The following is a 25571-nucleotide window of genomic DNA, read 5'->3' on the forward strand; positions in this document are numbered from 1 at the left end:
TGACTGCAAGGTGCATTATAATGCATTATCGAGTCGAAGCAAGAATTATCTTGCAGCTATCGCTGCTATTCAGCAGCCTCCCGGGCCAGCCAGGCCGGATGAGCCTTCAAAGCGGCGCCCAGCTCGGCCGCAGCGGCCTCCACCGATTTGCCGGCGGTATCGAAGGCCATGTCGGCGCGGGCATAGAGGGCTTCGCGCTGAGTGAGGATGCGTTTGAGATCGGCCATCGCTTCCGACTGGCCGGTGATCGGGCGCATGTCGCCCTGGGCGACGACGCGGCCCATATGTTCCTCGGGCGCGGCCTTCAGCCAGATGGTGAAGCAATGCGTCAACAGATGGGCGTAGGTGCCGGGCTCGGACGGCAGGCTGCCGCCGGTGGCGATCACCTTGGGGCCGGGATCGGCGGTGACGCGTTCGAGTGCGCGGCGCTCGAAGCGGCGATAAGCCGACTGGCCATAGAGATCGAATATCTCGTTCAGCGACAGCCCGGCTTCAGCCTCGATTTCCTTGGCCATCTCGACGAACTGGAGACCGAAATGGGCGGCCAGCAGCTTGCCCAGCGTGGTCTTGCCGGCGCCGCGCAGGCCGGTGAGCGCGATATGGCGCTTCACACCGGGCGCCACGCCGAAACGGTCGCGCACGAAGCTTTGCAGTTCCTGCAACTGTTCGGGCGAGAGATCCTCGATCTGTCGCAGCAGCAGCGCCTGGTCGACGCCGATCTGCGCGCGGTCGCCGAGGAAATCGGTGATCGGCAGGTCCATGGCGCGCGCGATCTGGCGCAGCAGAAGAATGGAGATGTTGCCGGCGCCGCCTTCAAGCTGGGCGAGGTAGCGTTCGGAAACGCCGGAATCCTTGGCCAGGATCTTGCGGCTCATGCCACGGCGGGCGCGGGCATTGCGAACACGCTCGCCCACCACCTGCAGGAAGGCGGTATCTTCGGGGGCGGTTTTGTCCCGGGTCTCGCTCATGTGATGCACTATAGTGCAAATTACACTGGAGCGCCAGCATATGATGCGTTATAGTTCGGCCTCGATAGCAGTCTGAGGAAAGGTCAGTCCATGCAGGTTTCCATTCTGGTCGGCACGATGACCGGCACCGCCGAGCTGGTCGCCGGCGACGTGAAGAAGGCGCTGGAGGGCAAGGGCCACGGCGTCGACATCCTGCTGATGGACAACCTGAAGGCCGCCGTGTTCGAGCGTCCGGGCGCCTTCCTGATCGTCACCTCGACTTATGGCCAGGGCGACGTGCCCGACAATGCCCGCGATTTCCTCTCCGATCTGCTGGCGGTGCGGCCCGACCTGACTGGCAAGTATGTCGGCATCATCGGCCTGGGCGACACGACCTACCAGGACACTTTCAATCACGGCGGCAAGCAGTTCGAGGATGCGGTGCGCAGCCTCAATGCCTCCGTGGTGGGCGAGCGCATGCAGCACAATGCCTCGGGCGGCTCGCTGCCGGAAGAGGACGGCATCGCCTGGGCGGTGGAATGGGCGGAGCAGGTGGCCCCACTGGCCAAGGCTGCATAACAGTCCGCAGACATAGCGGGCGGCGAAGACTAAAGAGATTTCCCGGGAGGAAACCATGCCGCGCTTTCTGGAGTTGCCGCGCCGGTATAACGCGGCGACGCATTTCGTCGACCGTCATATCGCCGAAGGCCGCGGGGCGAAGACCGCCTTCATCGACGACAAGGGCAGCTACACCTATGCGGATCTTGCCGCGCGGGTGAACCGCGCCGGCAATCTGCTTAAAAGTCAGGGCGTGAAGCCCGAGCAGCGCGTGCTGATCGCGCTGCTGGATGGCATCGATTTCCCGGCCATGTTCTTCGGCGCGATGAAGATCGGTGCCGTGCCGGTGCCGGTGAACACGCTGCTGACCACGCCGGACTATGACTTCATGCTGCGCGACAGCCGCGCCGTGGTGCTCTGCGTGTCCGATGCGCTGATGGAGCGCTTCCGTCCGATCGTCTCGGACCAGCCCTATCTGGAGAAGGTGCTGATCTCGGGCCAGGTGCCGCCCTCGATGTCGCCGCTCAGCAAACTGATGGACGAGCAGTCCGACCAGCTCGAGCCGGCTGCCACCACGCCGGACGATATCGGCTTCTGGCTCTATTCGTCGGGCTCGACCGGTTCGCCCAAGGGTACGATCCATCTGCATGGCGACCTGGTGCACACGGCTGTGCTCTATGCGCAGGAGGTGCTGGGCATCCGCGAGGACGATGTCGTCTTCTCGGCGGCGAAGCTGTTCTTTGCCTACGGCATGGGCAATGCCATGACCTTCCCGCTGCATGTCGGCGCCACTGGCGTGTTGATGGCCGAACGCCCGACGCCGGCGGCCGTGATGAAGCGGCTGAAGGACCATAACGCCACCATTTTCTACGGCGTGCCGACGCTGTATGCGGGCATCCTCGCCGACCCGGCGATCAAGAAAGACAGCGTCTCGGCGAAGCTGCGGCGCTGCGTCTCGGCGGGCGAGGCGCTGCCCGAAGATATCGGCAAGCGCTGGGAAGCGCTGTTCGGCGTCGAGATTCTCGACGGCATCGGCTCGACCGAGATGCTGCACATCTTCCTGTCCAACCGCCCGGGCGAAGTGCGCTACGGCACCACGGGCAAGGCCGTGCCCGGCTATGACCTGCGCGTGGTGGGTGACGACGGCAAGGATGTGGCGCCGGGAGAGATCGGCGAGTTGCTGGTCAGCGGGCCGTCCTGTGCCGTTGCCTACTGGAACAACCGCACCAAGAGCCTGAACACATTCCATGGTCCGTGGACGCGCACCGGCGACAAGTACATCTGCGACAAGGATGGCTACTACACCTATGGCGGCCGTTCCGACGACATGCTGAAGGTCAGCGGCATCTGGGTCTCGCCGTTTGAAGTCGAGTCCGCGCTGCTGGCGCATGCCAAGGTGCTGGAGGCAGCAGTCGTCGCCCATGCCGATACCGACGAGCTGATCAAGCCTAAGGCCTATGTGGTGCTGAAGGCGGAATTCATCGCGGAAGAGGCGCTGGTCGGCGAGCTGCAGATGTTCGTGAAGGATCGTCTCGCGCCCTACAAATATCCGCGCTGGATCGAATTCGTGTCCGAGTTGCCCAAGACCGCCACCGGCAAGATCCAGCGCTTCAAGCTGCGGGCCTGATCGTGAGCGGCATGCAGTCGATCCAGATTGCGGCCGGCCGCCTCGAGTATCGCTGGATCGGCCATCGTGGCTCTGCCCTGCATGATGCGGCGCTGCCGGTGCTGGTCTTCCTGCATGAAGGCCTGGGCTGCGTCGCCCTGTGGAAGGACTTTCCCGATCAAGTGGCCACGGCCACCGGCCTGCCGGCGCTGGTCTACAGCCGCATCGGCTATGGCGGTTCGTCGCCCTGCGACCTGCCGCGGCCGCTGACCTACATGCATCATGAAGGCGAGACGGTGCTGCCCGCGCTGCTGTCGGCGCTCGGCATCCAGCGCCATATCCTGGTCGGTCATTCCGACGGCGCGTCGATCTCTCTCATCTATGCCGGATCGTCACATCGCGAGGGCCTGCTGGGGGTGACCGCGATGGCGCCGCATGTCTTCTGCGAAGAACTGTCGGTCACCTCGATCCGCGCGGCCGGCAAGGCCTATGCCGAAGGCGACCTGCGCCAGCGTCTGGCCAAGTATCATGGCGACAATGTCGATTGCGCGTTCCGCGGCTGGTGCGATGCCTGGCTCGATCCGGATTTCATGCGCTGGAACATCGAAGGCTATGTCGATCGCATCACCGTGCCGGTGCAGGTGATCCAGGGCGTGGACGACGAATACGGCACGGCCGCGCAAGTCGACAGCATCAAGGCGAGGGTCAAGATCGGCCAGGGCGCGGAGACCCTGCTGCTGCCAGCCTGCGGGCACTCGCCGCAACGCGACCAGCCCGACTCGAGCCTGCGGGCGATCGACCGGTTTTGCCGGCGGCTAATCACGTAGGACTAGCCGTTCCGGCTGCATCCGCACCTGTTTTCGCGACGTCAGGATGCAACCGATGGTCTGCCTTGTAGGGGCGGACACATTTACGTGAAATAAGGTTGCAGACGGACCAATACCATTTAAACAGGTGGTCATGGCCGAGTTCATTTCTCCCTCAGGTAATTCTTCCGGCAAGCCGCACGCAGATCGTATTCTGGTCGTCGATGACCATCGCGACTTCGGCGAGTTCGTGCAGCGCGTTGCCGAGAAAGCCGGATTTGCCGTTACCGTCGTGCAGAGCGGCGAAGCCTTCAAGGCCGCCTATCCAGATGTGATGCCGGCGATCATTTGCCTCGACATCGTGATGCCGCATGAAGACGGCATCGAACTGATCGCCTGGCTGGCCACGCAGCGCAGCCGCGCCGCCATCTTCATCATCACCGGTCATAATCCGAATTTCGCCCGCGCCGCTGTCGAGATCGGCCGCACCAAGGGGCTGAACATCGCCGGCGTGCTGCAGAAGCCGGTGTCGCTCGCCACGCTGCGCGACATTCTCACGGCCACGCGCAACGGCACGGATGCCATTGCTGCCGACTAAGGCTGCCGATTAAGCCTGCTGGGGCTTCAGCGCCGCCTCGATCTTGACGAGCAGTCGCACCAGGTCGACCGGCTTGGTGTCATAGTCGATGCAACCGGCCTCGATGCTGCGCTCCCGATCCGTCGCCAGTGCATGGGCGGTGAGCGCGATCACCGGCGTCGCCGCGGTTTCGGGCAGGGCCTTCAGCCGCCGCGTGGTCTCCAGCCCGTCGATGCCTTCACCTAGGCCGATATCCATCAGCACCAGATCGGGCTTCTCGCGCGGGGCCACTTCCAGCGCGATCTCGCCGGTCTCGGCATAGCAGAGATCGAAGCCGCGCTTGGCCAGGCGGCGACCCAGCATGTCGCGGTTGAGAGCGTTGTCCTCGACGATCAGGACTTTGGCCATCACTCGGCGCCCTGGATCCGCGCCGGCAGCGCGATGATGAAGGTCGACCCCTGGCCGGCCGCCGAAGTCAGCGTGATATCGCCGCCGAGCAGGCGGATCAGCCGGCGGCTGAGCGCCAGGCCCAGTCCGGTGCCGCCATGATGGCGCGCGGTGTTGCTGTCGCCGCGATGGAAATCCTCGAAGATATCGGCCTGGAATTCCGGCGCGATGCCGATGCCGGTATCGCGCACCGCGATCTCGATCCAGTCGGCCTCATTGCGGCGGAAGGAGCGGGTGTCGAGCGACACGTCGCCGCCGCGGGTGAATTTGGCCGCGTTGGCCAGCAGATTGATCATGGCCTGCCGAAGTTTGGTGACGTCGGTGTCGAGCTGGGTGATTTCGCTGCGGTTATTCAGGGTAAAGCTGTTGTTGTTGGCATCCAGCAGGCGGCGGCAGACCGCCATGGAGTCGTCGATCAGGTCCTTGAGCTGGGCGCGCTCGACAGCGAGTTCCATCTTGCCGGCCTCGATCTTCGACAGGTCGAGGATGTCGTTGATCAACGCCAGGATATGCTTGCCGGCGGTATTGATCTTTTCCAGATCGCCGACCTCGGTGTCGTTGATGGCGTCCTGCTCACGGGCTTCCTCCATCAGGATTTCGCTGTAGCCGATCACGGCGTTCAGCGGGGTGCGCAGCTCGTGGCTCATGCTGGCGAGGAAGTCGGTCTTGGCGTTGCTGGCGCGCACGGCGCGGTCGCGCGCTTCCTGCAGTTCGGCGGTGCGCTCGGCCACCATGCTTTCCAGCCGCTCGTTCAGCACGCGCAGGCGGATCGCCTCGGCCTGGGCGCGGTTGGCCATGTTCTCGTCGAACATCGCGACCATCAGAGCGAGGAAGAGGATGACGAAGGAGGCCGCGGCGATCGTCACGGCCAGCAGCTCGGGCGACATGCCTTCGGGCTGCACCAGGGCGCCATGGGTGGGCATGAAGCTGGCGGCCGCCATGCCGGTGTAATGCATGCCGGCGACGGCGATGGTCATCAGGGTGGCGGCGACCAGCTTGAAGGTCAGCGACTTCGACTGGTTCGACAGCCACAGCGCGGCGGTGGCGGCGGCGATGCCGATCAGGACGGAGAGCACGACCAGCGGTGTATGCCACTGCAGCTGTGCGCCCATCTCCATGGCAGCCATGCCGGTGTAATGCATGGCGCTGACGCCAAGGCCGGTGATGACGCCGGCCATCAGCAGGTTGGGCAGGCGGGCATTGCGGAAGGCGACCAGCGCCATGCCGATGCCGACCACGACGACAGCCACCAGCATCGAGAGCAGGGTGAGGCCGCTGCGGTAACGCATCGGCATGCCGAGATCGAGCGCCAGCATGGCAATGAAATGCATGGCCCAGATGCCGCCGCCGAGCGCGATGGCGGCGCTGGCCAGCCAGCCATAGCGGCTCAGCCCATGGGTCGCGCGCATGCGGTCGGCCAGGCTGAGCGCCGTGATGCTGGCGAAGAAGATGATGGCCAGGCTGAGGAGCACCAGTTCGAGCTGGTAGGCCTCGGTCAGTCTGTTGGAAAGATACGGCAGGTCGACAACGGGCATGGGTTGGAGGTCCGGGACGGCGAGAGCGCTGAATACAGCAAGTTGCAGGCCTGTCGAACGATTTTCTCGGTCACCTGCCCGTGAAGAGGGGTAGGCCGGTGGGCTTTCCTGGCAACGGGTGGGGATAAAGTTTATGTGAATTTTATGCGGTCTTGCAGGCTTTTGACCGGGGTGATAGGTTGCGGGTGCTAGTCATTCTCATATTCACAAAAAGCCGCCGTCAGGAGCCGTCATGCTCGCCATTCTCCGCCATATCACGCTGTCTCGCCGCGCTGCCCTGCTGGGTGCGCTGGCCGCCGTTGTCGCCACCGGCCTCCTCCCGGTTTCGGCCCAGGCCCAGGACAAGGTGCTGAACCTCTATTCCTCGCGCCATTACGACACCGACGAGGCGCTGTACGAGAACTTCACCAAGGCCACCGGCATCAAGATCAACCGCCTGGAAGCCGGCGAGGACCAGCTGCTGCAGCGCATGAAGGCCGAAGGCGACAAGAGTCCGGCCGACGTGCTGATCACCGTGGATGCTGGCCGCCTCTGGCGCGCCCAGGAAAACGGCCTGCTGCAGCCGATCAAGAACGCTGCGCTCGAAAAGGCCATCCCGGCCCATCTGCGCGAGCCCGACGGCCACTGGTTCGGCTTTTCCAAGCGCGCCCGCATTTTCGTGGTGAACAAGGACAAGGTGAAGTCGGGTGAATTGACCCGTTATGAGGATCTGGCCGATCCGAAGTGGAAGGGTCGCCTGCTGATCCGCTCCTCCACCAATGTCTACAACCAGTCGCTGGTCGGTTCGATGATCGCCACGCTGGGCGAGACTGGCACTGAAGCCTGGGCCAAGCATGTGGTGCAGAACTTCGCCCGCGCGCCAAAGGGCGGCGACACCGACCAGATCAAGGCGGTGGCGGCGGGCGAGGGCGATGTGGCGCTTTCCAACACCTATTACTTCGCGCGCCTGCTGAATTCGTCCAAGGCCGAGGACAAGGCCGTGGTGGCCAACCTGGCCGTGATCTTCCCCAACCAGGGCGACCGCGGCACCCATATCAACATCAGCGGCGCCGGCGTGGCCAAGTATGCCCCGAACAAGGCGAACGCCATCAAGTTCCTGGAATACCTGGCCTCGGCGCAGGCGCAGGGTTACTTCGCCAAGGGCAATTACGAATTCCCGGTGATCGCCAATGTCGGTCTGCATCCGGTGATCGCCTCCTGGGCCGAGTTCAAGGAAGACCAGATCAATGCGGCGGTGTTCGGTCGCAACAACGAGGCCGCGCTCAAGCTGATGGACCGGGCTGGGTGGAAGTAAGGGCAGGCTGGAAATAAGCCTGACGGCAGTCACGAAACACGAAGGGCGGGGGAAACCCCGCCCTTTTTCGTGGCCGCCCTTTTTCATCGCCGCAACTGCGCTAGAATGATGGCATCTCTCGAACAGGATGCAGACCATGACCCAAGCGGGCAACCGGACCTTGATCATGCTGGCGGCAATGCTGGCCTTCTCTTTTGGCGGCGGCATGATCGGCGGTTATTTCGGCAGCATGCAGGTGATGCGCGGCCAGGCGGTGGAAAATGCGCGGGTGCAGGAAACGCTCGACCGCGTCTCGGTGGCGACAGTGAATGCCATCGCCTCGCTGGCGACGGATACTGAGATCGTCGCCGCCGACATCGTCGAGATCAACAACCGCCTCGATGCGCTCGAGGTCAAGGCCAGTGACATGGGCCGCAGCATGGCGGCCAATAGACGCTAAGAGGGCGGGAAGGTCAGTCGCGCGCTTCCAGCTTGCGCAGGGCGGCGCCGACCATGGCGTTGCGCTGGTCCAGCTTGCGCAGGTTGGTCAGCAGAACGCTGCGCAGCGAGTCGGGGTTGCTGACTTCCATCGGCGTCCAGAAGCGGCGGCTGGAGCGGAAGAATCCCACCTCGTCCAGGAATGACACGCCGAAGTAATAGGCCTCCGAGGCACTGTCATAGGGCGTCTCGTCGAACGTGCCGTCGGCATGGATCGAGACGTTCAGCGAGCGCGCCACCATGATGGTCAGCTCGGCGGCCGAGCGCGCCTTCTGCTCGGCTGTCATATGCGGCCAGGCCCGGCGCAGCAGACGCGCCACATCATAGGCATGGTGATTGTTCTGCGTGCCCTGGTCGCGCCAGCCGTAAGGGTAGCGCGTGGTGCGGATGGCGAACAGCGTGTCGGCCAGTTCCTTCATATGCGGCGGGTCGTTGGGGCGATAGCTGATCGCGTGGAAGGTGATGCTGAGGTCGTTGGTCTTGCGCAGCTCGCCATCGATCATGTACCAGGCGCCCCAGAAGCCGGTTTCCGGATTCTGCGCCTTGTTGTCGAGGAAGTCCTGCAGCGTGGCGGCCAATGCAGCGGCCGGCATATCTTTCGGCAGCAGGGCGGCCAGTTCGGGAATGAACAGAAGCTGCGCCAGACCGGTGATGGTGAGGTTGAGCTCCTTGCGGTTGTCGACGCCGTTGGTCGGCACATCGGAGACGAGCAGGCCTTCCAGCTTGGTGCGCAGTTTCTCCGGCGTGTTCACCGGACTCATGAAGCCGAGCGGAAATTGCGGCGTCTTGCCGGCGGCGACGAGTTCCTTCAGCGGATCGACGCTGGCATGCATGCGCAGATACCAGGCCTTGAAGCAGCCGCCCCAGGAGCCGTCCTCGGCCGACTGCTGGAAGGCGTGGTCCTGCACATCCGCCTCCAGGCTGGCGCGCAGGTCATCCAGTCGCGCACGCACCGCGGCATTGGCATTGGTGTAATTGATCAGGTCGCGTGTCTCGCTCAGGATCTGCGTCGAGCAGAGCGGTTCGCGACCGTCATGGCTCTGCGCGATGATCGCATCGCGCAGCTCGCGGAATTCCGGACCGTAGCGGCCGTTCATCTCGCGCTTGAACGGCGAGGTCGGGATGAAGTTGGGGATGTAGCGGTAGTGGATCGGCGTCGGCCGGCTGACCAGCGGTTCCTGCGACGTGCGCCAGTCGGGCTGGATCACGGTGACGATGGCGCCACCGAGCAGCACGGCACTGCCGATGATGCCGATGAAGGCCAGGCGCCGCTTCACGGCGCCCGCCTTGCCTGACCGGCTGCGCCGGTATCAGGCATGCTGCGCCAGCACCATGAGACAGGGCACCGGCTGGCCCATCTCTTCACGGCCATGGGTTTCCTCGAAGCGCAGGATCTTGTAGCCGGCCTGTTCCAGGGCGCGGCGCACATAGGCGGCGTCATGCTGGTAGCGGCCGGTGGCGCCGAGGCGATAGCCGCTGGCCGGCATCTCGCCGCCCTTGGCTTCTTCAACGGTGAAGGCGAGCAGCGACTGCGGCGTGCTGCGCGCGGCGATGCCGCGGAAACTGTCGTCCAGCGCACCGAAATAGCAGAAGACGTCGGCGGCGACCGTCACGTCGTAGCGGTCCTTGGTGCTGTCGAGGAAAGCGCCCAGTTCGGTTTCATGCAGGGCGTCGTAGAGCTTGCGGTCGCGCGCCTTGGCCAGCATGCCGCCGCTGAGGTCGACGCCGACCAGCGCGGAGGAGACCGGCCGCAGGAACGGTGCGCAAAGCCCGGTGCCGCAGCCGGCATCGAGCACGGCGAGATTCTTTCGGTCGCCCAGCGCTTCGGTCACGACGCCGCAGAGCAGTTCGGGCACGCGGTAGCCCAGCTTGTCCAGCGTGCTTTCGAAATCGGCCGAGAAGCGGTCGAAAGTCTCGCGCACATAGTCGTCGCCGGCGCGGGTCGGGATGTTGCCGCCCAGAACCGCCGAGGCCATATGCTGCGCCACCGAATGCTCGGGGAACTGCTTTTTCCAGGCATCGGCCATGGCATGCGCCTTGTCGGTCTTGCCTTCGCGCACCATGCCGTAGAGCATCTCGCCCATATGGTAATGCAGCATGGTGTCTTGCGGTGCGACGGCCAGCGCGCGCACGGTGACATCGGCGCCTTCGGCATAGGCGCCCAGATGGTAGAGCGACAGCGACAGGTTGCGCAGGGCATGAATGTGGTTTGGCGCGACCTTCAGCGCCAGCAGGCATTCCTCGGCCGAGGCCGCATAGTTCTTCTGCGCCGCATAATGCGCACCGAGGTTGGCGCGGAAGTCGGGATTCTCGGGCTGCAGTGTGGTGGCCTTCTTGTAGGCCTCTTCGGCTTCGGTGTTGCGGCCGGCTTCGCGATGGGCATTGCCGAGGCTGAAATAGGCCTGGGCATATTGCGGCTGCAGGGCGATGGCCTTGTTGTAATGAACGATGGCCGTGTCGATGTCGCCACCCTGCTTCAGGGCGATGCCGAGGTTGAATTCCAGCAGCGCGCTGTTCGGCACTTTCGCCAGACCATCGCGATAGGTCTGCAGGGCCTGGCTGAGGCGGCCGTTGCGCAGATAGGCATTGCCCAGATGCACATAGCCGTCCTCGATCTGCGGGGCGAGGCCGATGACTCGCTTGAAAGCCTGCGCGGCCGGCTTGAAGTTGCCGCGCGCGGTCTGGATCTCGCCCAGACGAAACCAGGCTTCAGGATGGTTGGGCGTCAGGCGCAACTGCGTTTCCAGGATATGCTGCGCGGCATCCAGGTTGCCCTGATTGGCAAGCGAAACGGCGGCCTTGATCGGGTCGGTGCCGCCAACCTGCTGCATGAGCGCATCACTGACTGAATTGGTCATCCTGGAATCCTGCTTCTTCACTCACCGGGCCGGGAACGCGCCACGGCTGCATGCAGCCAGATTACGGGAATGAGGCTCACCGCCACAATGATCAGGGCCCCGGTCGACGCCTCGCCAAGCCGTTCATCGCTGGCCAACTGGTAGACCCGGACCGCCAAAGTGTCGAAATCGAAGGGCCGCACGATCAGGGTGGCCGGCAGTTCTTTCAGGACATCCACGAAAATCAGCATCGCCGCCGTCATCAGGCTGCCGCGCAGCAGGGGAGCATGGATGCGGCGCACGACGCCGAGCGGCGACTGGCCCAGCACCCGAGCGGCCTGATCGAGGCTCGGCCGGATGCGGTGCAAGCCGCCATCCACGGTGTTGAAGGCGACGGCCAGGAAGCGCACCAGATAGGCATAGAGCAGCGCGACCAGCGTGCCGGTCAGCAGCAGGCCGGGTGCATGGCCGAACACGGCCTGGGACCAGGCATTGATGTAATGGTCGGCGGTGGCGAGCGGCAGCAGGATGCCGATGGCGATCACCGATCCGGGTACGGCATAGCCCATGGTGGCGAGCTGGATCAGCCATGACATGGCGCGGCGCGGCGCCAGACGCTGCGCATAGGCCAGGCTGAGCGCCACCACGATCAGCACGACGGCGGCGAGGCCGGCCAGCATGAAGCTGTTGAGGGTGAAGCCCGCGAGGCGGCCGATGCCGAACTGGTCGCCCTCGGCCAGCGCCAGATGCAGCAGCCAACTGCTCGGGAGCAGGAAGCCGATCATGATGGGCGTCAGGCAGGCGAGAATGGCGAGGCCGGCCTGCAGCGGCGGCAAACGGCGCAGCGGCAGCGGGCGTGTGCGCGCGGATGTGTGGTGGAAGCGCTTGGCGTTGCGGCCGGCACGTTCGATCATCACCACGACCAGCACGAAGATCAGCAGCACGCCGGCCAATTGCGCGGCGGCGATGACATCGCCCATGCCGAACCAGGTGCGGTAGATGGCGGTGGTGAAGGTGGGTACGCCAAGCCAGCTCACCGCGCCGAACTCCGCCAGCGTCTCCATCATGACCAGCGCCGCGCCGCCGGCGATCATCGGCCGTGCCAGTGGCAGGGCGATGCGGAAGAAACGCTGCCACGGCCCCAAACCGAGCGTGCGGCCGACTTCCAGTACGCAGACCGACTGGTCGATGAAGGCGGCGCGCGCCAGCATGAAGACATACGGATAGAAGGCGAAGATGAAGAGTCCGATCGCGCCCTGCAGCGACAGGAAATCTGGGAACCAGTAATCGCCGCGATGCCAACCGAACAGGTTGCGCAGGCCGGTCTGCACCGGGCCTGCGAACTGCAGCAGGTCGCTATAGACGAAGGCGCTGACATAAGACGGCATGGCCAGGGGCAGGAACAACGCCCAGGCCAGCCAACGCCGGCCGGGGAATTCGGTCATCGTCACCAGCCAGGCGCAGCCGGTGCCGATCACGATGCAGCCCAGTCCGGTGCCGATCATCAGCAGCAGGGTGTTGTGCAGCATCTCGGGCAGCACGGTGGAGACCAGATGACGCCAGGTCTCGGTTGCCGGCTGGGCGAGGTTGAGCAGGATGGCCAGCACCGGCGCCGCAATCACAATGGCCACCAGGCCGGCAAAGATCATCCAGCCACGGCCATGGCTGCTCCGCAGACGGGCTGCGGGTGCGGTCGGGGAAGCGGGAGAAAGGGCGGTGTCGGTCACGCCCCTGCTTAAGCCATTTGCAAGCTGTTCGCAAATATTGGAGGCTTGAGAAGTAGGCCGGCCTTGATGGCGGTCACGACTTTGAAGACCGTGATATCATTGTACGATTGCCGCTCGGGCGGGGCTTATTTATGCTGGTGCCGGCAGGAGGACAGGCGATGGCGGAGGGGACGCGGTTCGTCCGCAATGGCCAGACCAAACCGACGGATGCGCAACTGCGCTATCTGCGGAGGGGGCTGCGTCAGGCCGGTGGCAAGCTGCCGCTGTTCGACGAGCATGGCCAGCAGATCAGCGTCCATACCATCCAGTCCTGCATCAGTGCCGGCTGGGCCGAACCCTGGTTTGAGAATCCCATCAAGCCCGACTGGCTGGTCTGCAAACTGACCCCCACCGGGCGCGCCCTTTTCGATATCCGCGGACATTGAATGACCCATTCCAGTTCCTTCCGGCGGGCCCGTCTGCTGGCTCTTCCGCTGTTTGCCCTGTCGCTGGCGCCTGCTGGCATCGCGTCAGCCCGGCCGAGCGATCAGTATTCCGCGCCCGTCACCCGGCCGTCGGGGCCGACCGCCACGCTGCCCGAGCTGCTGAAGCGCGCCGAGGCGGGCGAGGCGCAGGCGCAATTCGATGCCGGCCTGGCCTATCAGTTCAGCATCGGCACGCCGCGTGACGATGCCGCCGCGCGCCAATGGTTCAAACGCGCCGCCGATCAGGGGCATGCGCGTGCGCTGAACAGTCTGGGGTACATGCTGCTGACGGGGCAGGGCGGGCCGGTCGACCTGCCCGAAGCCGAACGCGTGCTGCGCGCCGCTGGCGAGCGCGGCGAGGCCGCGGCCTGGGCCAATCTTGCCGAGGCGATTTTCGCCAACCGGCCGGCGCAGGCCGCCGAAGGCATCGCCATGATGGAAAAGGCCGTGGCCGATGGCGCGATCAATGCGCGCTACCGGCTCGGGCGTTTCCTGCTTGAAGGCAAGGTTGTGCCCGCCGACGAGCCGCGCGGCCGCATGCTGCTGCAGCAGGCCGCCGATGCCGGCAGCAGCTATGCGCAAGCCTATCTCGCCGCGCTGGTGCTCGAAAACAACGGCGGTGCGCTGACGCCGGCGCAGGGTCTGGCGCTGGCGCAGGCCGCCGCGCAGGCCGGCTCCGCCGAAGGCACCAACGAGCTCGGGCGCTATCATTTGAGCGGCACGGCGGTGCCGCGTAATCCCAAGCGCGCCGAAACGCTGTTCAACCAGGCTGGCGAACTCGGCGATGCCAATGGCTGGTACAATCTGGCGGTGATCTATGACACCGGCGCGCTGGGCAAGGCCGATCAGGTCGCGGCGCGCCGCATGGCGCTCAAGGCCGCCGGCATGGGCCATGTGCTGGGTGCCGGGCTTGGGGGCAGTAAGCTGTTCCGTGGCGAGGGCGGCCCCAAGGATATTGCTGCCGCCGAGCCGCTGCTGCGTTTCGCTGCCGAAAACGGCCAGGCCGATGCGCAGAACATGCTGGCGCTGATCCTGTTCAACGGTGACACCGCGCCGCCCGATCAGGCCGCTGCGATGGACTGGTGGGAAAAAGCGGTGGCGCAGGGCCATGGCGCGGCGGCGAACAACTTTGCGACCTATCTGGCCAGCGGTCGCGGCCGCCCCGCCGATCCGGCGCGGGCGCGGCAGATCCTGACCAGGCAGGCCGAGCAGGGCTATGGCCCGTCGCAGTTCCGCCTCGGCCTCTGGTACGAGCAGGGCTGGCAGGGCACGCCGAAGGATGTGCCGGCGGCGATCCGCTGGTTCAAGCGCGCGGCCGAGAGCAAGCATGGCGCCGGCGCCTTCAAATACGCGAGCTATCTCGAAGCCGGCGAAGGCGTGAAGGCCGACATGAAGGCGGCACTGCGCTGGTATCGTGCCGGTGCCGAGCGTGGCAATGCCGATGCGCAGTTCCAGGTCGCACGCCTGATGTTCACGGGCGAGGGCGATGGCAAGCCTGACCCGACCGGCGCGCTGCGCTGGCTCGAACGCTCGGCGAAGCAGGGCAACCCGGAGGCGCTGTTCGTCCTGGGCGATATGACCTTCCGTGGCGAGGGGCGGCCGTCCGACCCGCCGCTTGCCTGGGCCTATCTGCGGTTGGCCGAACAGGCCGGCGTGGCCGAGGCGGGACCCAACCGCCGCCATATCGAAGGCCGGTTGGGCGCGGCCGACCGGGAGCAGGCGGTCGCCGCCATCACCCGGCTGTCCGGCACCATGCGCCGGGAAAGCGAGGAGGAATGACGGCTCTAAGTCTGGCCGCCCTGGTTTGGGTGCTTCTGCATGTGATCGTGGCCGGGCCACTGCGCCCGGGTCTGGTCCGACGTCTGGGCCTGCCGGCGTATCGCGGGGTGTTCTCGCTGCTCAGCGCGCTGTCGCTGGCTGCCCTGATCTGGACCTATGGCCAGGCGCCGTATGTGGAATTCTGGGAGACCACTTCGACCCTGGCGCTGGTGCCGATCCTGACCATGCCGCTGGCCTTCCTGTTCCTGGTCGGCAGCCTGCGCTCCAAGAGCCCCACGCTCGCCGGACCCGATATGATCCTGAAGGGGGAGTTTCCGGTGATCGGCTTCACCAAGGTCACTCGCCATCCCATGCTCTGGGGCTTCAGCCTCTGGGCCGTCGGCCACATGGTGGCCAATGGCGATGTCGCCACCTGGCTGATGGCCGGGGCGATCCTGGTGACGGCGCTCAACGGCATGCTGTCGATCGATCGCAAGCGGGAATTGGAGTTTTCCGATCGATGGCAACGGTTTAAGGACAAAACCTCGATCTTGCCGCTGGGCGCTGTTTTGAGCGGCAAGATGCGGCTAAAGGCCTCGGATATCGGAATCCTGAATATTGTAATTACAGCAGTTATTTATACTGCTTTCTTATATGGACATGAAAAGCTGTTCGGCGTGCCGGTCTACCACCCCTGAGACCGGATAATCAGCATTATGATTTGCTATTTATATAATAAAAACATAAGCTTAATAGATTTATATAATCTTATGAGTGAATTCTGATGGCGCGCCGTGCCGCAGGCCGCTTTATCGGCTGGTTCAGGCCCTCGCGCATCGCCGGCGGCGACAGCCTGCAGGAGCAGCTTTTCACCGCCATCCGCACCGCTGTGCTGTCGGGCGAACTGGCTCCGGGTGAGCGGCTGCCGTCCAGCCGGGCGCTGGCCACCGACCTGTCGCTGGGCCGCAACACCGTCCTTGCCGCCATGGAGCGGCTGACCGCCGAGGGCTATCTGGAGAGCCGTCGGGGCGCCGGACTGTATGTGGCCGCCGACCTGCCGCCCGAGGGGATCGGCACCGGCATCGACGCCGGCCCGGCCCGGCTGTCGCGGCGGGCCGACCGCTTCCCCCGGCTGCCCGACCGTCGTCCTCCCGATCAGCCGACCCTGCTGCTGCCCGGGCAGCCGGCGCTGGGCGAGTTTCCCTTCGACCTCTGGCGCAAGCTGTCGGTGCAGACCCTGCGGCGGGAGAAGCAGGCGATGCTGGGGCTGGGCGACCCGCAGGGCCTGCCGGCGCTGCGCCAGGTGCTGGCCCGCTATCTGGCCGACACCCGCGGCGTGAAATGCACGCCTGAGACCATCGTGATCGTCTCGGGCGCGCAGCAGGCGCTCGACCTGACCGGGCGGGTGCTGCTCGATCCGGGCGACGCCGTGGCCGTGGAAGACCCCGGCTATATCGGCATGCGCGAGGCGCTGGCCGGCGTCGGCGCGACGCTGCTGCCGGTGCCGGTCGACGAGCAGGGCTTCGACCCGGCCTGGCTGTCGCGGCTTGAGCCGTCGCCCAAGCTGGTGATGCTGACGCCCTCGCACCAGTTTCCGCTCGGCATGACGCTGCCGCTGAGCCGCCGCCTGGCGCTGCTGGCCGAGGCGCGGGCGCGCGGATTGTGGATCGTCGAGGACGATTACGATTGCGAGTATCGCTATGGCGGTCCGCCGCTGCAGGCGCTGCAGGGCCTGGATGGCGGCGAGCGCGTTCTCTATGTCGGCACCTTCAGCAAGGTGCTGTTTCCGGGTCTGCGACTTGGCTATGTGGTGCTGCCGCCGGCGCTGGTCGACGGCTTCCTGCGCGCCAAGGTCTCGGCCGATGGCTTCGCCGCGCCCTGGCCGCAGGCGACGCTGGCGGCCTTCATCGCGGATGGCCATCTGGCCCAGCATGTGCGGCGCATGCGCGTGCTGTACCGCAGGCGGCGGCAGGCGCTGCTGGCCGCCATCGACCGCCATGGCGGCGATCTTTTCACCATCCGCGCCTCCGATGCCGGTCTGCATGTGGTGGCGGAATTCCGTGACGGTCGTGACGACCGCGCGGCGGCTGCCGCCGCACAGGCGGCGGGTCTGCGCGTGTCGCCGCTGTCGCGACAGGCGATGACGCGCAAGGTCAGCGGCCTGCTGCTCGGCTTCGCCGCCCATGACGAAGCCGAACTGGATGCAGCGGTTCAGCGCTTGGTCAGCGCTTTGAGATAGCCGGGCAGGGTGATGCCGGCCTTCATCAGCGGATCGGGCACCGGTGCGTCGAAGCCCTGCCTGAACGGCAGCACGCCGGTCCAGGCCGGGATCTCCATGTCCTCGGGGTCATCCTTGTTCGGGCCGCTGCGGATTTTCACGCCGGCTTCATCCAGCGGCATGCGCAGCACCATGGTCGCCTTGAATTCCTGCTTGTTGGGGCCGCGGATATCGGCCCAGCGGCCCGGCGCCACGCGCTCGGTGAAAGCCTCCAGGGCCGCCAGCTTGTGATCGTCGGGCACCTTCTTGAAGCTGCCGAAGGCGACCACCGAGCGGTAGTTCATCGAATGGTTGAAGGAGGTGCGGGCGAAGACCAGGCCGTCCAGCAGCGTGATGGCGACGCAGGCCGGAATGCCCTCGGCCAGCGCCATCGCCATGCGGCTCTTGCTCGAGCCGTGGATGTAGAGATGTTCACCCTCGCGCCAGTAGGCGGTCGGGATCACCACCGGCTTGCCCTTGTCGGCAAAGGCAATGTGGCAGACATAGCCGGCATCCAGCACGGCATGCAGAGTGGCGGCGTCGTAATGGCCGCGCTTGGGCAGGCGTTTGATGCGGGTGCGGGCGCTGGGGGGCTTCACGGGGGCGGGGGCGGCTGTTGCGGTCATGAGGGGTAACTCCTTGTAGCCATGCGATTACCCCGACGGCGGTCCTAGAAGAAGCGCCAGTTTTTGCAAAACGTATGGAGCCAGTTTCGCCGGCGGGCCGGTTTACGGCACCCCATGCCCATGCTACAGCCGCAAGCCGTAGAGTTTCGGGAGCGCTAAGAGAGTGTGGGACATCCTGCTGATGCTGGGTAAAGGCGCTCTGGCGGGATTTATCATCGCCGCGCCCGTGGGCCCGGTCGGTGTGCTCTGCGTGCAGAAGACCCTACTGGACGGCCGGCTAGCCGGATTGTCGGCCGGCCTGGGTGCTGCGATGGCCGATGCGCTGTATGGCTGCATCGCCGCCTTCGGCCTCAGCCTGATCTCGGGCTGGCTGGAAGCGCATCAGCTTTCCTTCCGCATCATCGGCGGCCTGTTCCTGCTGTTCATGGCCTGGCGCATGCTGCGCGCCGCGCTCCATCCGCCGCCGCCGCATGAAACCGTATCGGTCACGCGCGATGGCCTGATCGCCGGCTTCGTCTCCACCTTCGTGCTGACCGCGACGAACCCGATCACCATCGTTGCCTTCCTCGGCATCTTCGCCTTCTTCGGCATCGGCAGCTTCGGCCTCTCCAACGAGATGGCGGCCTGGCTGGTGCTCGGCGTCTTCGCCGGCTCGTCCTTCTGGTGGCTGTCGCTGGCGGGGCTGGCGGGCGCGTTCCGCCACCGCCTTAATAATGGCGGCCTGCGCTGGATCAATGGCCTGTCGGGCCTGCTGATCCTTGCTTTCGGCCTTTACGGCCTCGGTAGTGCATTCCTGTTCAAAGGTTGAGGATTATGACGGACCAGCATGCGGCGCTGCCGCCGATCGAGCTTACGCCCAAGGATCTGAGCGCCTACCGCAGCGGCAATCGTGGCGTCGACTATGTGCACACCTTCGAGTCCGGCCGGCCTGGTCCGCATGTCATCGTCAATGCGCTGACCCACGGCAACGAATTCTGCGGCATGATCGCCGCGACGCATCTGCTGGAAACCGGCATCCGGCCGCTGCGCGGCAAACTGACGATCGCCTTTGCCAATGTCGACGCCTATCACCGCTTCGATCCCGCCACGCCATTTGAATCGCGCTATGTCGAACGCGATTTCAACCGTGTCTGGGACGCGGGCACGCTGGACGGCCCGGATGCGACGGTGGATGTGCAGCGTGCCCGCGCGCTGCGGCACATCTATGCCGAAGCCGATGCGCTGCTCGATATCCACTCGACCTCCTATGCCGTGCCGCCGATGCTGGTGATGGAGGGCCATGAAAAGCTGCAGCCGCTGACCCGGCACCTGCATTCGCCGCTGCATCATGTGGTGCTGCCAGGGGTGAAGCATCCCGGCAAGCCGCTGATCCAGTATGGCGCCTTCAGCGATCCCCGCTCGCCCCAGGTTGCATTGGTTGTGGAGTGCGGCCAGCATTTCGAGCGCACCGCCGGCGACGTGGCGATTGCGGTCACCATGCGCTTCCTCGACTTTTTCGGCCAGATTTCCCCCGATCTTGCGGCGCAATATAAGGCCGAGGCGGGCGCGCCCCGACGTTATGAAATTCTTGACGTCATGGTGGCGAAGACCGATCAGTTCAGATTTACCATACCGCTCGTCGGCTTCGAGGAATTGCCGGGAAACACTGTTATCGCCACGGATGGCGAAGATGTGCTGCGCACGCCGGCCGAGGGCTGCGCCATCATCATGCCCGCGCGTCGCATCGTGCCGGGGCGCGATGTGGTTTCATTCGCACGCAGGCTTTCCTAACCCCACAGACTTATGGTCCGTATTGGTCCGTCCCGGCTGCCTTAAGGTCATGCAACAGGACGGTTTTTTCAGCATGATGTTTTTACAGTCAGGTGTAGACGTATATACGTCCGCAGCCCTATGATCCGGGCAACGCTAGGCCCTTAACAGGGGGGCCAGTGGGACATCAGCCCAAAAAAAACAGGGCTTCAAATTCTTCGTTGGGAGAAGGACAAGGGGACTATGCAGCGCAAGTTTACCAAGGCCGCGTTGATCGCGGCGGTTGCTACGGTCGCTCTGCTCGGCGCTCAGCCGAGCTCGGCCAAGACGTTCAAGTGGGCGAATGACGGCGACGTCAATTCGATGGATCCATACGCCCGTAACGAAACGTTCCTGCTCAGCTTCAACGCCAACATCTACGAGCCGCTGTTCCGTCGTAACCGCGACCTGAAGCTGGAACCCGCGCTCGCCACCAAGGTCGAGCAGCCGAGTCCGACTCTGTGGCGCTGGACTCTGCGCCCGGGTGTGAAGTTCCAGGGCGGCGAGCCGTTCACGGCCGACGACGTGGTCTTCTCCTACAAGCGCGCGATGGGCAAGGGCTCGAACGTGTCGGGCAACTTCACCTCGGTGAAGGAAGCCCGCAAGGTCGACGACATGACCTTCGAGATCGAGACCAAGTACCCCGATCCGCTGCTGAACGACAAGCTGGTGCAGATCGGCATCATGTCGAAGATCTGGGCGGAGAAGAACAACGCCACTGAATCGGCGGACATGACGAAGAACGAAGAGAACTTCGCCACCCGCAACGCCAACGGCACCGGCCCCTTCAAGCTGAAGGTGCGCGAGCCCGATGTGCGCACCATCCTCGAGCCCAACGCCACCTGGTGGGACAAGCCCGAGCATAACGTGACGGAAATCGTGTTCCAGCGCATCGCCAACGAAGCGACCCGCGTGGCCGCCTTGCTGTCGGGCGAAGTGGACATGATCTACACCGTCCCGCCGCAGGACGTGGAGCGCATCAAGAAGACCGCCGGTCGCCGTGTGCTGGAAAGCCCGGAAACCCGCATTGTCTTCTTCGGCTTCAACCAGCAGCTCGACGAACTGCCGGAGTCCAACATCAAGGGCAAGAACCCCTTCAAGGACGTGAAGGTCCGTGAAGCGTTCTACCGCGCCATCGACGCCGAGGCGATCAAGCGTACTGTCATGCGCGGTCAGTCGCGTCCCAGCGCGCTGATGATCGGCACCGGCCTGAACGGCTACGACAAGGACATGGACGTCCGTCCGAAGTTCGATCCGGAACTGTCGAAGAAGCTGCTGGCGGAAGCCGGCTACCCGAACGGCTTCGAAGTCCGCCTCGACTGCCCGAATGACCGCTATGTCAACGACGAGGCGATCTGCCGCGCCGCCGTTGCCATGTTGGCCAAGATCGGCATCAAGGTGAACCTCGTCGCCCAGACCCGCGGCAAGTACTTCGCCCAGATCCTGCGTACCTCCTCGGACATCGAGAAGTCGCCGCAGATCGGCATGTACATGCTGGGCTGGTCGCCGGGCGCCACCTACGACGTGCACAACGTCTTTGAGTCGCTGCTGCAGACCCCGTCCAAGGCGAGCGGCAAGGGCCTGTTCAACGCCGGCGGCTATTCGAACAAGGCGTTCGATGCGCTGGCCGACAAGATCGAGCAGGAGACCGACAAGCCGAAGCGCGATGCGATGATCAAGGAAGCGACCAAGCTGTATCTTGCCGATTACGGCGTGATCCCGCTGCACCAGCAGTATGTTGTCTGGGCGGCCAAGGATTCGGTCGATATCCATCAGCAGGCGGACAACTACTTCCCGCTGCGTTTCGTCAAGGTCAAGTAATCTGACACAAGTGGCGCGGCCCGGATTGTCTGGGCCGCGCCACATCTTTTATTCCCGACCAGCCCCATGATTGCGTTCATCATCCGCCGTATCGTGCAGTCCGCCCTCGTTATGCTGGCGGTCGCCTTTATCGCATTCACCATGTTCAATTTCGTCGGCGATCCGGTTGCCCTCATGGCAGGCCAGGACCTGCCGGCCGAGCAGCGCATCGAACTGCGCAAGACGCTCGGTCTCGACGATCCGACGCCGGTGCGCTTCGCGCGCTATGTCGGCAACGCCATGCAGGGCAATTTCGGCCTGAGCTACCGCACCACCGAGCCGGTGGGCCGCATGATCATCGACCGTCTGCCCGCCACCCTGGAACTCAGCCTGATCGCCGCCATCTTCGCGCTGGCCGCCGGCATTCCAATGGGCGTGTTCTCCGGGTTGTATCCGTCGCATTGGCTGAGCCGCACCATGATGACGGTCTCGCTGATCGGTATTTCGCTGCCAACCTTCCTGATCGGCATTCTGCTGATCTGGATCTTTGCCGTTCTGCTGGGCTGGCTGCCCAGCTTCGGGCGCGGCGAGGTGGTGAAGCTGGGCTTCTGGAATACCGGCTTCCTGACCGCGAGCGGCTGGCGCGCCATCATCCTGCCCTCGATCACGCTGGGCCTGTTCCAGATGACCCTGATCATGCGCCTGGTGCGGTCTGAAATGTTGGAAGTACTGCGCACCGACTACATCAAGTTCGCCCGTGCGCGCGGCCTTGCCAATCGCGCCGTGCATTTCGGCCATGCGCTGAAGAACACGCTGGTGCCGGTCATCACCATCACCGGGCTTCAGCTCGGCGCCATCATCGCCTTCGCCATCATCACCGAGACAGTGTTCTCCTGGCCTGGTATGGGCCTGCTGTTCCTGCAGTCGGTGATCGCCGTCGACATCCCGGTCATGGCCACCTACCTGGTGCTGATCGGCTTCCTGTTCGTGTTGATCAATCTGATCGTCGACAGCCTGTATTTCGTGGTCGACCCGCGGCTTCGCGCCCAGAGCGGCCGGGCAGGGGGCAAGTAAATGGCCAGCATCGCCGCCACCTGGCGCCAGATCACTGACAGCGACCTGTTCTGGAGTTTCACCCGCTCCAAGCTGATCATGGCCTCGGCCGCCGTCACCGTGATCTATTTCATCGCCGCCATCGGTGCACCGCTGATCGCGCCGCACAACCCCTTCGACCTGGCATCGCTGGAGCTGTCGGACGCCTTCCTGCCGCCGGCCTGGGATGCCAGCGGGACGACCAAATATCTGATCGGCACCGATGACCAGGGCCGCGACGTATTGTCGGCCATCATGTACGGCTCGCGCACCTCGCTTCTGGTCGGCTTTCTCGCCGTCATCTTCGCCATGGTGCTGGGCATCGCCCTCGGCCTGATCGCCGGCTATCTCGGCGGCCCGGTGGATGCGCTGATCATGCGCATCGCCGACGTTCAGTTGTCTTTCCCTGCCATCCTGATTGCCATGCTGGTCGATGGCGTCAGCCGCGGTCTGCTGGGCAGCGACCGGCGCGACAACTCGGCGCTGGTGGTGCTGGTGATCGCCATCGGCCTCAGCTTCTGGGTGCAGTATGCCCGCACGGTGCGCGGCTCGGTGCTGGTGGAGAAGAACAAGGAATATGTGCAGGCGGCCCGCGTCATCGGCCTGCCGGGACCGCTGATCGCGCTGCGGCATGTGCTGCCCAATGTGCTGGGCCCGGTGTTGGTGATCGCTACCATCAACCTGGCGCTCGCCATCATCACGGAAGCCACGCTCAGCTTCCTGGGTGTCGGCCTGCCGCCGACCCAGCCCTCGCTGGGCACGCTGATCAATATCGGCCAGAAGTTCCTGTTCTCGGGTGAATGGTGGATCGCCATCTTCCCCGGCGCGGCGTTGGCCATTCTCGTGCTGTCGGTCAACCTGCTGGGTGACTGGCTGCGCGATGCCCTCAATCCGAAGCTCCGGTAATTGCCATGACCAGCCCGAAGCTGCTTGAAGTCGAAAACCTGCGCGTCGAGTTCCCGACCCGGCGCGGCACCCTTGTGGCCGTCGACGATGTGTCGCTGAGCATCTCGGCCGGTGAAGTGCTGGGCGTGGTGGGCGAGTCCGGCGCCGGCAAGTCCATGACCGGCGCGGCCATCATCGGCCTGCTGGAACCGCCGGGCCGCATCGCCGGCGGCGAAATCCGCCTCGATGGCCGCCGCATCGACAACCTGCCGTATCACGAGATGCGCAAGATCCGCGGCCGCCAGATCGGCGCGATCTTCCAGGATCCGCTGACCAGCCTGAACCCGCTGTACAGGATCGGCGACCAGCTGGTGGAAACCATCCTGACCCATCTGCCGATGAACCAAGACCAGGCGCGGGCGCGGGCGATCAAGCTGCTCGAGGATGTCGGCATTCCGTCCGCCTCCGAGCGCATCGACAGCTATCCGCACCAGTTCTCCGGCGGCATGCGCCAGCGCGTGGTGATTGCGCTGGCTCTCGCGGCCGAGCCCAAGCTGATCATTGCCGACGAACCGACCACGGCGCTGGACGTCTCGATTCAGGCGCAGATCATCCAGCTGCTCAAGCGCCTGTGCCGCGAACATGGCACGGCGGTGATGCTGGTGACCCATGACATGGGCGTCATCGCCGAGACCGCCGACCGCGTCGCCGTCATGTATGCCGGCCGCATCGCCGAGATTGGCCCGGTGCAGGATGTGATCCAGCGCCCTCATCATCCCTATACCGTCGGTCTGATGGGTGCGATCCCGTCGATGGCCGGCAAGGTCGAGCGTCTCACCCAGATCGACGGGTCGATGCCGCGCTTGAATGCCATTCCGAAGGGCTGCGCCTTCAATCCGCGCTGCCCCAAGGCCTTCGACCGCTGCTTCCGCGACCGGCCCGAACCGATGCCGGCGGGCAGGAGCCATGCGGCCTGCTGGCTGGTGGAGGAGACGGCCCATGTCTAAGGTCACTGTTCCGATGCTGACCGTCACTGCCCTGAAGCGCGTCTTCGACGTGTCGGCGCCCTGGCTGAACCGCGTGCTTGAGCGCAAGGGCAAGAGCATTGTGCGCGCCGTTGACGGCGTCAGCTTCTCCATCAACAAAGGCGAAACCTTCAGCCTGGTGGGCGAGTCCGGCTGCGGCAAGTCCACGGTCGCCCGCCTGATCGTCGGCCTGTACGAGCCGAGCGACGGCTCTGTCAATTTCGAAGGCGTCGAGATCGGTTCGGCTGCCGAACGCGCGCGTCACCCTGACATCCAGGGCCGCATGCAGATGATCTTCCAGGATCCTTACGCCTCGCTCAATCCGCGCTGGCGCGTGGGCAAGATCGTGGCCGAGCCGCTGCGCTTCCGCAAACTGCTGAGCGGCACAGCCGCCATCGACAAGCGCGTGGGCGAATTGCTGAGTCAGGTCGGCCTGTCGCCCTTGGACGCGCGCAAGTATCCGCATGAATTCTCCGGCGGTCAGCGCCAACGCATCTCGATCGCCCGCGCGCTCGCCGGCGAGCCGGAATTCCTGGTCTGCGACGAGCCGACCTCGGCGCTCGACGTGTCGGTGCAGGCGCAGATCCTCAACCTCATGAAGGACCTGCAGCGCAACCTCGGCCTGACCTACCTGTTCATCAGCCATAACCTCGCCGTCGTGTATCATGTCTCCGACAAGGTGGGTGTGATGTATCTCGGCCGGCTGGTTGAATGGGCCGATACCAAGACGCTGTTCTCGCGTCCGCTGCATCCCTATACCCGCATGCTGCTCGATGCGATCCCCGATCTCGACATGACTGGCCGCCAGCGCACGCCGGTGGCGGGTGAGGTGCCGAGCCCGCTCAATCCGCCACCGGGCTGCAGCTTCCATCCCCGCTGTCCGCTGGCGAACGACCGCTGCCGCCGCGAAATCCCCAAGGCGCTGACCGTCGAGGGCGGCGCCGTGGCCTGTCATGCGGTCGAGGAAAACCGCCTGCCGCCGTGGAAAGCCCAGGCTGCGGCCTAAACCGCCCGCCGCGTAAACGCCTGATTCGCTCCGCTTAGACCCGCTTGTCTCTTGCGCCG

24 protein-coding genes are annotated in these 25571 nt (G+C 64.8%); 17 read left to right on the forward strand and 7 right to left on the reverse strand.

The window, feature by feature from the left end:
• Positions 1–65: 65 nt before the first annotated feature.
• Positions 66–968, reverse strand: coding sequence for a helix-turn-helix transcriptional regulator (locus AC1RRT_RS17245; protein ID WP_493015046.1), 903 nt, complete (start codon positions 966–968; stop codon positions 66–68).
• A 90-nt stretch (positions 969–1058) separates the two neighbouring features.
• Here AC1RRT_RS17245 and AC1RRT_RS17250 point away from each other — a divergent pair, with 90 nt between their 5' ends.
• From AC1RRT_RS17250 to AC1RRT_RS17265, 4 genes are all read left to right on the forward strand, one after another.
• Positions 1059–1526, forward strand: coding sequence for a flavodoxin domain-containing protein (locus tag AC1RRT_RS17250; protein ID WP_493015047.1), 468 nt, complete (start codon positions 1059–1061; stop codon positions 1524–1526).
• A 55-nt stretch (positions 1527–1581) separates the two neighbouring features.
• Positions 1582–3132 (forward strand): benzoate-CoA ligase family protein, encoded by a 1551-nt coding sequence (locus tag AC1RRT_RS17255; protein WP_493015048.1) that lies wholly within the window; start codon positions 1582–1584, stop codon positions 3130–3132.
• A gap of 11 nt (positions 3133–3143) precedes the next feature.
• A complete protein-coding gene (locus tag AC1RRT_RS17260; protein WP_493015189.1) occupies positions 3144–3938 on the forward strand; it encodes an alpha/beta fold hydrolase in 795 nt (264 codons plus the stop codon).
• Between the two features lie 133 nt (positions 3939–4071).
• The gene (locus AC1RRT_RS17265) at positions 4072–4515 is read left to right on the forward strand and encodes a response regulator (RefSeq protein ID WP_493015049.1); all 444 of its coding nucleotides are present in this window, start codon (positions 4072–4074) and stop codon (positions 4513–4515) included.
• Positions 4516–4524: 9 nt separating this feature from the next.
• Here AC1RRT_RS17265 and AC1RRT_RS17270 read toward each other — a convergent pair whose 3' ends face one another.
• The gene (locus tag AC1RRT_RS17270) at positions 4525–4902 is read right to left on the reverse strand and encodes a response regulator (RefSeq protein WP_493015050.1); all 378 of its coding nucleotides are present in this window, start codon (positions 4900–4902) and stop codon (positions 4525–4527) included.
• The gene (locus AC1RRT_RS17275) at positions 4902–6476 is read right to left on the reverse strand and encodes an MHYT domain-containing protein (RefSeq protein WP_493015051.1); all 1575 of its coding nucleotides are present in this window, start codon (positions 6474–6476) and stop codon (positions 4902–4904) included. The genes AC1RRT_RS17270 and AC1RRT_RS17275 overlap by 1 nt, the downstream gene beginning before the upstream one ends.
• A gap of 232 nt (positions 6477–6708) precedes the next feature.
• Here AC1RRT_RS17275 and AC1RRT_RS17280 point away from each other — a divergent pair, with 232 nt between their 5' ends.
• Both AC1RRT_RS17280 and AC1RRT_RS17285 read left to right on the forward strand, forming a co-directional pair.
• Positions 6709–7770 (forward strand): Fe(3+) ABC transporter substrate-binding protein, encoded by a 1062-nt coding sequence (locus AC1RRT_RS17280; RefSeq protein WP_493015052.1) that lies wholly within the window; start codon positions 6709–6711, stop codon positions 7768–7770.
• A 136-nt stretch (positions 7771–7906) separates the two neighbouring features.
• A complete protein-coding gene (locus tag AC1RRT_RS17285) occupies positions 7907–8209 on the forward strand; it encodes a hypothetical protein (RefSeq protein WP_493015053.1) in 303 nt (100 codons plus the stop codon).
• A 13-nt stretch (positions 8210–8222) separates the two neighbouring features.
• Here the strand turns inward: AC1RRT_RS17285 and AC1RRT_RS17290 are convergent, their stop codons facing one another.
• The 3 genes from AC1RRT_RS17290 to AC1RRT_RS17300 are packed head-to-tail and all read right to left on the reverse strand — an operon-like array spanning position 8223 to position 12811.
• Complete coding sequence (locus tag AC1RRT_RS17290) at positions 8223–9524, reverse strand: hypothetical protein (protein ID WP_493015054.1); 1302 nt, start codon at positions 9522–9524, stop codon at positions 8223–8225.
• 33 nt (positions 9525–9557) lie between these two features.
• Positions 9558–11105 carry a tetratricopeptide repeat protein gene (locus AC1RRT_RS17295; RefSeq protein WP_493015055.1) on the reverse strand — a complete coding sequence of 516 codons (1548 nt, stop codon included), beginning with the start codon at positions 11103–11105 and terminating at the stop codon, positions 9558–9560.
• 17 nt (positions 11106–11122) lie between these two features.
• The gene (locus AC1RRT_RS17300) at positions 11123–12811 is read right to left on the reverse strand and encodes an ABC transporter permease (protein ID WP_493015056.1); all 1689 of its coding nucleotides are present in this window, start codon (positions 12809–12811) and stop codon (positions 11123–11125) included.
• 158 nt (positions 12812–12969) lie between these two features.
• Here AC1RRT_RS17300 and AC1RRT_RS17305 point away from each other — a divergent pair, with 158 nt between their 5' ends.
• The 4 genes from AC1RRT_RS17305 to pdxR all read left to right on the forward strand — a co-directional run bounded on the left by AC1RRT_RS17305 (position 12970) and on the right by pdxR (position 17272).
• Entirely contained in the window at positions 12970–13236 is a 267-nt protein-coding gene (locus AC1RRT_RS17305) for a hypothetical protein (RefSeq protein WP_493015057.1), read from the forward strand.
• Entirely contained in the window at positions 13237–15054 is a 1818-nt protein-coding gene (locus AC1RRT_RS17310) for an SEL1-like repeat protein (protein WP_493015058.1), read from the forward strand.
• Positions 15051–15731 carry an NnrU family protein gene (locus AC1RRT_RS17315; RefSeq protein ID WP_493015059.1) on the forward strand — a complete coding sequence of 227 codons (681 nt, stop codon included), beginning with the start codon at positions 15051–15053 and terminating at the stop codon, positions 15729–15731. Before AC1RRT_RS17310 ends, AC1RRT_RS17315 begins: the two co-directional genes overlap by 4 nt.
• Positions 15732–15817: 86 nt before the next feature.
• The gene (gene pdxR / locus AC1RRT_RS17320) at positions 15818–17272 is read left to right on the forward strand and encodes a MocR-like pyridoxine biosynthesis transcription factor PdxR (protein WP_493015060.1); all 1455 of its coding nucleotides are present in this window, start codon (positions 15818–15820) and stop codon (positions 17270–17272) included.
• Here pdxR and AC1RRT_RS17325 read toward each other — a convergent pair.
• Positions 17245–17916 (reverse strand): pyridoxamine 5'-phosphate oxidase family protein, encoded by a 672-nt coding sequence (locus AC1RRT_RS17325; protein ID WP_493015061.1) that lies wholly within the window; start codon positions 17914–17916, stop codon positions 17245–17247. The genes pdxR and AC1RRT_RS17325 overlap by 28 nt on opposite strands.
• Before the next feature lie 163 nt (positions 17917–18079).
• On the opposite strand from AC1RRT_RS17325, the gene AC1RRT_RS17330 reads away from it, so the two are divergent.
• From AC1RRT_RS17330 to AC1RRT_RS17360, 7 genes are all read left to right on the forward strand, one after another.
• Positions 18080–18724 (forward strand): LysE family translocator, encoded by a 645-nt coding sequence (locus AC1RRT_RS17330; RefSeq protein WP_493015062.1) that lies wholly within the window; start codon positions 18080–18082, stop codon positions 18722–18724.
• Positions 18725–18729: 5 nt separating this feature from the next.
• Positions 18730–19686, forward strand: coding sequence for a M14 family metallopeptidase (locus AC1RRT_RS17335; RefSeq protein WP_493015063.1), 957 nt, complete (start codon positions 18730–18732; stop codon positions 19684–19686).
• A 222-nt stretch (positions 19687–19908) separates the two neighbouring features.
• Positions 19909–21525: an ABC transporter substrate-binding protein gene (locus tag AC1RRT_RS17340; protein ID WP_493015064.1), complete on the forward strand. Its 1617-nt coding sequence runs from the start codon at positions 19909–19911 to the stop codon at positions 21523–21525.
• A gap of 66 nt (positions 21526–21591) precedes the next feature.
• A complete protein-coding gene (locus AC1RRT_RS17345; protein WP_493015065.1) occupies positions 21592–22578 on the forward strand; it encodes an ABC transporter permease in 987 nt (328 codons plus the stop codon).
• Positions 22579–23502: an ABC transporter permease gene (locus AC1RRT_RS17350; RefSeq protein WP_493015066.1), complete on the forward strand. Its 924-nt coding sequence runs from the start codon at positions 22579–22581 to the stop codon at positions 23500–23502.
• A gap of 5 nt (positions 23503–23507) precedes the next feature.
• Entirely contained in the window at positions 23508–24488 is a 981-nt protein-coding gene (locus AC1RRT_RS17355; protein WP_493015067.1) for an ABC transporter ATP-binding protein, read from the forward strand.
• Positions 24481–25512 carry an ABC transporter ATP-binding protein gene (locus AC1RRT_RS17360; protein ID WP_493015068.1) on the forward strand — a complete coding sequence of 344 codons (1032 nt, stop codon included), beginning with the start codon at positions 24481–24483 and terminating at the stop codon, positions 25510–25512. Before AC1RRT_RS17355 ends, AC1RRT_RS17360 begins: the two co-directional genes overlap by 8 nt.
• The last annotated feature ends 59 nt before the right edge of the window (positions 25513–25571 follow it).

This window comes from Ferrovibrio sp. GW821-FHT12B10 (genome assembly GCF_058807515.1).